Annotated in this window: 8 protein-coding genes; all 8 read left to right on the top strand. The window is 60.8% G+C overall.

The features are described from left to right. The first annotated feature begins 58 nt into the window (after positions 1-58). The 8 genes from NKI25_RS35340 (at position 59) to NKI25_RS35300 (ending at position 10,333) form a co-directional block, all read left to right on the top strand. A complete protein-coding gene (locus NKI25_RS35340) occupies positions 59-688 on the top strand; it encodes a response regulator (RefSeq protein ID WP_352643422.1) in 630 nt (209 codons plus the stop codon). Between the two features lie 1,425 nt (positions 689-2,113). Then, positions 2,114-3,121: a LacI family DNA-binding transcriptional regulator gene (locus tag NKI25_RS35330; RefSeq protein ID WP_353000779.1), complete on the top strand. Its 1,008-nt coding sequence runs from the start codon at positions 2,114-2,116 to the stop codon at positions 3,119-3,121. Between the two features lie 263 nt (positions 3,122-3,384). Next, positions 3,385-4,176: a 3-methyl-2-oxobutanoate hydroxymethyltransferase gene (locus NKI25_RS35325; RefSeq protein ID WP_353000777.1), complete on the top strand. Its 792-nt coding sequence runs from the start codon at positions 3,385-3,387 to the stop codon at positions 4,174-4,176. A gap of 7 nt (positions 4,177-4,183) precedes the next feature. Next, positions 4,184-5,188, top strand: coding sequence for a sterol desaturase family protein (locus NKI25_RS35320; RefSeq protein ID WP_353000775.1), 1,005 nt, complete (start codon positions 4,184-4,186; stop codon positions 5,186-5,188). 105 nt (positions 5,189-5,293) lie between these two features. Beyond that, complete coding sequence (locus NKI25_RS35315) at positions 5,294-6,235, top strand: substrate-binding domain-containing protein (protein ID WP_352594583.1); 942 nt, start codon at positions 5,294-5,296, stop codon at positions 6,233-6,235. Between the two features lie 68 nt (positions 6,236-6,303). Beyond that, complete coding sequence (locus tag NKI25_RS35310) at positions 6,304-6,630, top strand: MocE family 2Fe-2S type ferredoxin (RefSeq protein ID WP_352594581.1); 327 nt, start codon at positions 6,304-6,306, stop codon at positions 6,628-6,630. A 573-nt stretch (positions 6,631-7,203) separates the two neighbouring features. Further along, a complete protein-coding gene (locus tag NKI25_RS35305) occupies positions 7,204-8,241 on the top strand; it encodes a YncE family protein (protein ID WP_352891769.1) in 1,038 nt (345 codons plus the stop codon). A 949-nt stretch (positions 8,242-9,190) separates the two neighbouring features. Then, positions 9,191-10,333, top strand: coding sequence for an MFS transporter (locus tag NKI25_RS35300; RefSeq protein ID WP_352594643.1), 1,143 nt, complete (start codon positions 9,191-9,193; stop codon positions 10,331-10,333). Positions 10,334-10,988 lie beyond the last annotated feature (655 nt).

The following is a 10,988-nucleotide window of genomic DNA, read 5'->3' as shown; positions in this document are numbered from 1 at the left end:
ACCGGGACCGCGGCGGATCGAGATCGAAACGGCGCTTGAAGGCAATGACCTCCAGATCGTGATCGCCGACAATGGCCCCGGTGTGCCCGCCGAGATCCGGAATCGCATTTTCGATCCGTTTTTTACCACCAAGGCTCAGGGTGCGGGCACCGGGATCGGGCTCGCTTTCTCGCTCGGCGTGGTGCAGTCGCACAATGGACGGCTGGCCCTGCTTGACCGTGCGGACGGCGCGCATTTCCGATTGCTTTTGCCGGTGGAGGCCTGCACTTCGTCAGATTCAGTCGAAGGTGTTGCGGCGCACTCGGTCGCGGGCATCGGTTGCACCGCCCTTGTGGTCGATGACGAGCGGGAGGTTGGAGAAACGATGGCAGAACTACTACAGGCTGAAGGTTTTGCCGTCAGGATCGTCGAGGACGGCGCCGGCGCCAAGGCAGCGCTGATGAGTGCTGTTTTCGATGTGATCTTTTGCGATCTGCGGATGCCGAACATCGACGGCCCCGCCTTGTTCGACTGGGCCTGTCAGGCAAGCCCGGGCATAGCGGAGCGATTCGTTTTCGTTACCGGCGACACGCTCGGCGGCGCTGCGGCGCGCTTCCTTGAACGGGCCGGTCGACCAGTTGTCGAGAAGCCGTTTTCGCGCGATTCCATCCGCCGGGCACTAAGCTCGTTGGCAGACGTTCCGCGCTAGCCAACGACCCTCTTTGCGCGCTGGCGCCTTCGGACAACACCGCAGCTTCAGCGAACACGCATCGCAGTCCAGCTTGCTCGCGCAATACCGCATAAAGCCTTCATCATCGACACTGCGTTGGCGCATGGGCTCTGATTATACCGCGATGGAGCGTCCTACGTCTCAATCGGGTCGACTCAAGCCCTAGCGCGAAGGTCAGGTTTGGAGAAGCGCCGGGAATGGCAGCTCCTGGCGCATTTGGGTCCTTATCGGCTGCCGGAGAGCCAATCGCTCTCGAGTGCAGGCACTCCAGTGGAGTCCAGACGTTGGATTGGACCCTCGACCTCTACAAAAGCACACTAAGCTTCCGGTCGGGCTACGACGGCATTCCGAAGCGATCGCTTCGGCGAGAAGTCGTCGTTCTCAATCGGGCGACGGGGGATACATCGGCGAAGACGGCATAAGGGAGGATGCGCCAGACCGAGCCGACGGAAAGGTCGTAGCCAAGGCGTTGGAGCGGATAGCGCCTGGCCGGGAGGCCGCCGCCAGTCAGACTTACGCGGCGCGTCGTTGAGCGAGGTGGAGACCCGAACGGGCTCGACGAGGGTCCACGGCGGTCACAATGTTGTGGTGGTGATCGCAGTAGACGCGATCCGGCGAAGTTGGCCCAGCACAAAAACGATAACCGCCGGGTACAGAAGGGTCTTCGCTCACCGGGAAGCGGCACTGATAGAGGCCTAGCTGAATGAGGGGGACGTCTCGCGAAGTTAGTCTGATATTTTCAGGCATCATGATGGTTTCCTAGTTCACAGGGAATTGCCGGCTGACGGCCGCAGTGCGACCCGTCAGGGGCGAGCTTCTCTCGTTTGGGAGGCTATGGATCACCATATGGTGTTGGCAGCACCGTCAATGAAGCCCGACGCCCTGCTTCTGAAGCCAATAGTTTGCGACTTAAGGCCACACCTATAAACGCATTGGCGATCTACCATCGTGTCCCCGAGGACCCGCCCGCCGCGGTTTGTTCGGCGGGGGTGGGCCTCCTATGAGACGCGCTCTGCCGACCCCGTCGTTCACAGTCCGGACCACCTCATGCCGGGCCGCTCTAGCCGCCAAAACCCAAATCACTCTAAAACGACCGAGTTCCGACCCCTTTAATAGATATGGGCATGATGGCTGGCTATCTCCGCGAGCGGCCTTGGACTGACGGTGTGCTTCGATGATTGTCGCGCCCCGCAGAGTGGCCGGGCTTCAATTTTCTCGTTCCCGGAATGCACGGGTAACCCAGAAGCCGACATTCTCAAAGCTTAGGAGCAACCGACAGCCGGACCGGTGCATTCGATGACGTAGATCCCTGGGATGGGCCCTTTGAGGAGTCGGCAAATCATCGGTCTTGGAAAAGCGGACTCGGCTGGCTAGGCTTCGGCTTCGTGACTGGGAGGTGACCAGATTCCAAAGCCCACCTTTCTTGACATCGCCCGCCGCGCCGGGGTTGGCACGGCGACGGTTGAGCGCGTGCTGAACGGCAGGGGTGGCGTCACGCCTGCCACTGTCGAGAAGGTCGTCGCCGCCGCTCGCTCGCTCGACTATCCTCGCCGCTTGCCGGAAGCTCATCACGGGGTGATCAGGATCGAGGTCATCCTGGTGCGTCCGGACGCCACCTTCTTTGCCCGACTGTCTCGCGCTTTCGAGCGCATCGCCGCGACGCTCGATCGTTCCATCGCCGTCCACCGCACCTTTCTCGACGAGGCGGACCCGGCGGCGATCGCCAGGCGCATCCTTGATCCGGACATGCGCCGCGCCGGCCTGATCCTCGCAGTTCCCGACCACCCGCTGGTTGGCGCCGCCTTGAGGAAACTCGAGGCCGAAAACATCCCGACCGTGCAGATTGTCACTGAGATTTCCGGCACCAGCGGGGCCTATGTCGGTATCGACAATTATGCCGCCGGACGCATGGCAGGGCTGTTGTTGTCGCGCATGCAAAGGCGGCCAGGCAAGGTGGTGGCGGTCTGCCACAGCCAGATCTACCGCGTGCACCGCGACCGCGTGCGCGGCTTCTTCGACTACCTGATGGAGACGGCGACCGAACATTTCGAACCGATCGGGGCGCTGTTCGGCCATGACGATGGAGACCGCAACGCTGAGCAGCTTCTTGAAGCCTTGAAGCGCTGCCCTGACCTTGCCGGCCTCTATAATGCAGGCGGCGCCAATTCGGCGCTCAACGATGTCCTGCGCCGAAATCCGCTCGGACGCCAGGTCTTCTTCGTCGGCCACGAGCTCACCGAGCGCAGCGCCGTTGCACTTCGCGAGGGTACGATGGATGTCGTGCTCGACCAGGCACCCGAGGCGCAGGCGAGGCGAGCCATGGACCTCGTGCTGGCGACATTGAACCTGCACGACCTGCAAGTCGAAAACCCGCCGATCCGCTTCGTCACCTTCACTGCCGAGAACCTTTGATCTGATTTGATCAAGATAGAGCGAGCTTCGCCTCCGTCACGGTGCTAACTCCCTGCGAACGGACGGGGATCGCATATGAAGTTCGCCCCCCTCATCCAGCCGCTTTGCATCCGCCTTCCCCGTTGGGAGAAGAGGCTGGCGCCAAGCGCAGACGATCTCCCTTTCCCCTCGAGGAAAGGTCGGATTGCCACAAATCGGATGGCAATCCGGGTGAGGGGGCATTCTTTCACATGCAATGGCGCTCCGCGAAGGGAGGACGACTAGTGACGAGACGGCTGACGGCCTACGATCTGAGGAGCGCCAAGGGCAGCCGCAAATGGCTGCAGCTTCACGTCGACACGCCGGCTGAGGCCGCCGCGGCTGTCGCCTGCGATATCGTAATCCTCTCCAGCGAGTCCGACCACAATCTGGAATTGATCCGTGAGGCGGCGCCTTTCGCCTTCTTGTCGGTCGGCATGCCGCATGGCGCGGTCGCCTCGCCCGACGAGGCGGTACGGCTCGGCTTTGACATGATCGAGCGCGGCGCCGACGCCGTCTATTGCTCGCATTCACCGCGCTTCATCGAGGCGATGGCGGCGGAGGGCATTCCGGTTACCGGCCATGTCGGCCTGGTGCCGAACCGCGCTACTTGGACGAGTTTTCGCGCCGTTGGAAAGACCGCCGAAGAAGCCTTCAAGGTGCTCCGCGCGGCCAAGGACCTTGAGAATGCCGGTGCCGCCTGCATCGAGGTCGAGGTCGTGCCGGTGCGGCTTGCCGATCACATCACGCGCTCGACCCCACTGATCACCATGGGCATGGGCTGCGGCAGCGCCTGCGACACGCAGTACCTGTTTTCCAGTGACGTGCTCGGCACCCACACCGGTCACTATCCGCGCCACGCCAAACGCTATGCCGATTTCGTGACACTAGACGCCGAACTGCAGGAAAAGCGCATCGCCGCCTTCCGCGCCTTCGGCCGCGATGTGACAGCCGGCGCCTATCCCGAAGCGAAGCACCAGGTCGACATGGACGATGCCGCCTATGACCGCTTCCTCACCCTTTCCCAATCCCTGTGAGATCGACATGGACGACCTGAAATACGGCACGCGCAACAAAAGAGGCGACTGGGCTCCGAGCGAGCCGGCAGGCACCGCGCCGCTGTTCGCCTTTCCGCCTCGTCCGCTGGCGCTGCTGAAATGGCTGCCGCACTATTTCCTGCCCTACAATCTGCTGTTCGCGCTCTCGGCGGTCGCGTGGTGGCACTACGTGCTGCCCGACGTCGAGGTCATGAAGACGCTGAGCGTCGGATGGATCTTCAGGCTCTTCCTCGTCAACTGCGCGGCGCTGCTTGTCTTCTTCGGCGTCTTCGAGCTCCGGCTCTACATTTTGAGAGTCCAGGGCAATCGCTTCAAATACAAGGGCAAATGGCCCTCCGAGCAGAAGAGCAAGGCTTTCTTCTTCGAGAACCAGAACCTCGACAACATGCTGCGTACCTTCGGCACCGGCATGCCGATCTGGACGGCGATCGAGGTCGCGATCCTCTACGCCTATGCCAATGGCTACGCGCCGTGGCTGACAGTCGCCGAGCATCCCGTCTACCTGTTTTGCCTGGCGCTGGTAGTGCCAATCATCCACGAGACGCATTTCTTCTTGCTGCACCGGGCAATCCACTGGCCGCCGCTCTACAAATGGGTGCATTCGGTGCACCACAACTCCGTCAACCCGTCGCCCTGGTCGTCGCTGTCGATGCATCCCGTCGAGCAGTTCGGTTATCTCGGCGTTGCACTCTGGCACCTGGTCATCCCGTCGAACCCGCTGCTTGCGCTCTACCAGCTCCACTATGCCGGCTTCGGCGCCATTCCCGGTCATGTCGGCTTCGACAAGGTCGAACTCGGCGAGGACACCAGCATCGATAGCCACGCCTACATCCATTACCTCCATCACAAATATTTCGAGGTGAACTACGGCGACGGCCTCATCCCGTTCGACCGATGGTTGGGCACTTTCCACGACGGCAGCAAGGAAGGCGAGGCCCGCATGCAGGCCCGCTACGAGAAGAAGAAGGCGCGCGCCAACGCCGCCCAATGACAGCCCGATCAGACAGCCGAGCGAGGCGTCCGCGCAAGCCATCCCGCAAGGGCCGGAAGTCGAAGGAGGGGTGAACCGGCACTCCATCCACAAGGGAGGAAAACCGTGAAGAAGCTTTTCATTTCGACCGCGTTGGCGGCCTTGATGTCGACCAATGCGATGGCTGCAAAAATTGGCGTCAGCATCGTCAACTTCGACAACAATTTTCAGACGTTGCTGAGGGACGGCATGCAGGCCCGCGCCAAGGAGAAGGGCGCCGGCATCCAGGTCGAGGACGCGCAGAATGACGTCGCCAAGCAACTCGACCAGGTGAAGAACTTCATCGCCACCGGTGTAGACGCCATCATCGTCACGCTGGTCGACACCAATGCGTCAAGGACGCTCAGCGAGGAAGCTGCCAAGGCCGGCATCCCACTGGTCTTCGTCAACCTCGAACCGTCAGACATGGCGAATCTGCCGGAGAAACAGGTCTATGTCGGCTCTAACGAGGTGGAGTCCGGCACGCTGGAAGCGTTCGAGGTGTGCAAGATGCTGCGCGCCAAGGGCAAGTCGGCAGGTGCCAAAGCCTACATCGTCATGGGCAGCCTCGTCCACCAGGCGGCCCTGCAGCGGACCAAGGATGTCGAGCAGATCTTCGGCACCGACATGTGCAACTTCATCAAGATCGTCGACAAGCAGTCGTCCGAATGGTCGCGCGACAATGCCCAGACCCTGATGACCAACTGGTTGACCGCCGGCGGCGCGCCGGACGCCGTCATCGCCAACAATGACGAATCCGCCATCGGTGCCATCCTGGCGCTCAAGGCCAACGGCGTCGACATGAAGAACGTCGTCGTCGGCGGCATCGACGCCACACAGGACGGCTTGCAGGCGATGAAGGCCGGCGATCTCGCGGTCACCGTGTTCCAGAACGCCAAGGGCCAGGGTGGCGGCGGCGTCGACGCCGCACTCGCGCTGGCCAAGGGCGAGAAGGTCGAACGCGTCGTCTACGTGCCGTTCGAACTGGTGACCTCGGCCAACGCCGCCGACTACCTCGACAAGAACTGATCCCAGGACCGGAGCCTCCGGGCGGCATTGCCGTTCCGGAGGCCCGACCGCAACTCATAGAGGAAAAAATGTCCAGCTGGATCACGGTCTGCGGCCTCGACGATATCGAACAGGAAGGTGCCCGCCGTTTTGACCATGAAGGCCGTACCTACGCCATCTTCCGCTCGCCCTATGATGAAGTGTTCTGCACCGACGGCCTATGCACGCACGAAGCGGTACACATCGCCGACGGACTGGTCATGGATTACGAGGTCGAATGCCCCAAGCACGCGGGCGCCTTTGACTATCGCACCGGCGCGGCAAAGCGGCTGCCGCCTTGTGTCAATCTCAGGACCTATCCTGCGAGGGTCGAAGAGGGCTCCATCCTGGTTGCGATGCCAGTGACAGGAGCCTGAGGCTTGGTGGGGCAGTCGACCTGCTCCCGTACCGCTTCGGTCAGTTAACTACTATGCAAGCGGCGTGCCTAAATGTGCGCTTCCGACTATTTCTGCCTGAAAACTGCCGGTCCGCTATTCGGTCGGCCCAAAACCGCCAGGCGGCAACGCGCCTGATATCGCACTTTGAGATCAGCTTTGCCGTTTCCTGAAAACTGACATCGCAGGCGACCCCACTGGAGGTCATGGTGGCGCCATTTGCCGACCTTCATTGCGTTTCTCCAAACCTGCCGTTCGCGCTACAGCCTGATACGACCATCAGCGGGCATGGCTGCGTCCTTGGCTCCGCGCTATCAGTAATCAGTGCCGCTATCGCTTGGTTACGTCATGGTAAAAATCTGATGCTGGACATCAGAGGTCGAACGGTCGGAGTCGACCACCCAAAGCCGAAGTTCAATCCGCGACACTATCCAATTGCCCGTCGCTTGTAATCAAGAGGTCATTGGCCTAATCTGAACTGAGGGGATGAGCAGTCTCCCCGTCAGACGGCTTCCGTCCAAGCACTGCGCAAGATCCTATTGAGGGATGGCGCGCGTGGATGGTACGTTCCTTTCGATTGCACCTCACTTATTGTCGCGAATTGTCGCAACTGCTTTGATGGCTGCGGCAAACCTGCCGGTTGCGACGTTTGACGCTGCGGGCCAAGGCACGGAGCCGCCATTACGGCTCGAGGCCAGAATCCCACTCGGAGATGTGCGCGGCCGCATCGATCACATGGCGATCGATTTAAAGAGGCGGCGCTTGTTCGTTGCAGAACTCGGCAACAACAGCATGGCGGTGGTCGATCTCACCCATCGAACCGTGCTTCGCACAATCAAGGGATTACGGGAACCACAAGGTGTCGCCTACCTGCAAGGAACCGACACCCTGTATGTCGCGAATGCCGGCGACGGCTCGGTTCGATTGTTTCGAGGAGCCGATTATGCCGCTATCGGCAAAGTCGACCTAGGGGAAGATGCCGACAATGTTCGCGTGGATAGCGCGACCAATCGGGTCTTTGTAGGGTATGGCAGCGGTGCGCTGGCTGTCATCAATCCCACGACTAACCGGAAAACCGGCGATGTGCCGCTAAAGGCGCATCCCGAAAGTTTTCAGCTCGACGCGAGGACGAGCCACGCCTTTGTGAACCTGCCGGACATACATTCAATCGCGGTCGTCGACCGCACATCACTGGCTCAAATCGCAACCTGGCCGACCGCCGGTTTAGCCGGTAATTTTCCGATGGCGTTGGACGACCCTCACCAGCACGTCCTTATAGCTTTTCGCCACCCTGCGTGGCTCGGCATCTTCTCCATGGGAGACGGTTCGCTCGTCGCGACTGCGAAGATTTGCGGTGATGCCGACGATGTTTTCGTCGATTCGAAACGGCAGCGAGCCTACATCAGCTGCGGAGACGGATTCATTGACGTGATGGATACCTGGGACCCGCCATATCGACGCATCGCGCATATTCCGACTGTGTCCGGTGCACGCACTTCGCTCTTTGTTCCCGCGCTTGACCTGCTTCTTCTCGCGGTTCGAGCGAGCGGAGAGCAGCTGCCGGCAATCTGGGCGTTTCGTCCAACACCTTGAGGTGCGCACCCGTGTGGACGACACGCTCCAGATTGCCAATCGTTTTCCTGTTGAGCTGCACACCGATTGCCTATTCGGCACCGGGCGGAGATGCTTCAATGGCCAGGACCTCTAAGCCCTCAACTTCTTGCATCACGTTTCCAGCGATACCTTGCAAATCGCCGTACATGCCGACGGTCGACTCGATTACGCTTTGTTGGATGATGCTGAGCTCTATTGGATCATGCAAAACGGCATAAAATGACCGGGATGCCTGCGTTTGGTCCAACGCACAACCAGGAAGAGCTATGGGCGATGGTGGCCTTTACCCGACGTCTTCCAGAGATGTCGCAATCGGAATACGAGACGTGGGTAGGTTGGATTGTCCGGTTCAATAGGTCATGACTGCGACGCAACGTCCGCTTCCGAGACCGCGATCTGACGGAACTTCTTCCGCGATGGCAGCCTTCTTTTCAAGTTGCGACAGACGCAGGACCTCTTCGAGACAGAGCGCGCCGCCATCTCCGTTGCCGACCGTCCCGCGCCGCGAATCCACGCGGGCCAACTCGAGGACGACCTGAGGACAACCGGGGCGACGCGTTGGTGTATATGACGATCGGCACGGTGAAGTGGGTGGAGCTTGGTGTCCGCACGCCCTGTATGCAAGGTCACGGGCAGGTTCTGCCCCTATTCCCGACCTTGACAGCCAAGCGCAATATGCGCCAGTTGCGTCTTCGGTCGTTGCAAGCCGTTGACACGATATGATTCAGCATTGTTGGGCAGCAGCCTGAGGATTGAAACCGATATTCGCCTCGTTGGAATGTCTAACGCGACTCCGTCATGATCTTCCGGCCCTGTCGAGCGACGCTGCCAAAGCCGTTGACGCCAACGCAGGTGATGAGGGCAGGCTAGATCAGTGCAGCAGATCCGCCCGGCGACTTATCTTTTCGCGGCCCGAGCCTTGCGCGACATGGGCGACGGCTTCGTGGCCGTTCTGTTGCCGGTCTATCTCCTCGCATTAGGCTTCGCGCCTCTGCAGGTCGGCATCATTGCAACCGCATCGCTGCTCGGTTCAGCGCTCTTGACCATCGCCGTCGGACTCCTTGGTGCCCGACACGATCACCGCCAACTCCTGCTTGCCGCCGCCAGTCTGATGGTCGCCACGGGTGTGGCCTTTGCTGTGGTCCACGACTACGCGCTGCTTTTGGTGATCGCCTTCGCAGGCACCATCAATCCGTCGGCCGGCAGCGTCAGCGTATTCGTGCCCTTAGAGCATGCCGTGCTCACACGCGAAGTCACCCACGCCGCGCGGACCAAGATGTTCGCGCGCTACAGCCTTGTGGGTGCGCTCGCAGCCGCGGTTGGCGCGCTCGCTTCGGCGACACCTGATCTTCTGGCTCCAGCCGGCCTCGATCAACTCACCGGCATCAAGGCGATGTTCGTGCTCTATGCGTTGCTGGGCCTGCTCGGCGGTCTCCTTTACGCGCAGATCCCGCAGCGCCGTCCAACGTCGGACCCCGGCAGCACGTCCGCGCTTGGCCCCTCGCGGAATATCGTTTTCAAGCTTGCGGCCCTTTTTAGCCTTGATGCCTTTGCCGGCGGCTTCCTCGTCCAGTCGCTGCTTGCCCTGTGGCTTTTCGAAAAATTCGACCTGTCGCTTTCGGAAGCGGGCTTTTTCTTCTTCTGGTCCGGCGTCCTTTCGGCGTTCTCATTCCCCGTTGCCGCCTGGCTGTCGCGGCACATCGGACTCATCAACACGATGGTGTTCACACACATTCCGTCCAGCATCGCCCTGATGCTGGCGGCGCTTGCGCCGACGCTCCCTCTGGCGCTCGCCCTGCTGCTGATCCGTGCCGCGCTTTCGCAGATGGACGTCCCGACGCGCTCATCTTACGTCATGGCGGTCGTCACGGAGGCGGAGCGGGCAGCCGCCGCGAGCTTCACATCGGTCCCGCGCAGTTTGGCTGCCGCAGCCAGTCCCGCCCTGGCGGGCGCTCTGTTCGCTGCCTCGTTCCGGGCATGGCCCCTCCTCATCTGCGGCACACTCAAAATCATTTATGATCTGCTGCTGCTGATGCAGTTCCAGAACGTCAAGCCGCCAGAGGAACGCTGATATTTCTTGAGCGGGAGGGGTCAATCGCGAAGGCAAATGTTGGAAAGGTCATCGATCACTTCGGCTCTGACTCCGGACTTGTCGAATGCCTAATGTGACCCGACATCCTCGACGCGATGCCTGCAGACCATCACCCGCAGCGCAGCAGACAACGAAAGTCTCCGCTGGGCTCTGCCGATCAGGTAGGCCGTGCTTTGTAAAAGCGGCACCAACCATCGGGGCTGATTTCACCCGCGACAATCTCGGATGCATTCGGCTTCAGGAAATGGGTGCACCCGGCACAGCGGCGACCTTTGTTTGGAACATCCTAATAAAGCGCCACAGGCTTTGGGGTTGTTTCGGCGCCGCGCGCCGCAGGCTGACCTGTCATGCAGGAAGGACACCTGCACCGGCAAATCGCCGCGCCGGTCATCGACACCTTAAGAAATTTCCGGCGAGACAGCGCTTGGCCTGGCTCACGTTGTGCCGACCCGCAATTTATCTCACCACGATCTTCTTTAATGATCTTTCCTCTCAATCGAACCCAAAGAAGCGCCGAGTGCTGATCAGATCGATTTGAGGTACTCGATCAGATCACTCTTTTCCTGATCGGTCAGATCAAGGCCGAGATGGCCGTCATCGTGCTCCTTCTGCGCAAGACGTCGATCGGTTCCAC

It is taken from the genome of Mesorhizobium sp. M0808, assembly GCF_040320025.1.
Lineage (GTDB): Bacteria > Pseudomonadota > Alphaproteobacteria > Rhizobiales > Rhizobiaceae > Mesorhizobium.
Note: the sequence above shows the minus strand (reverse complement) of the source record. Positions and strands in the feature narration are given on the sequence as shown.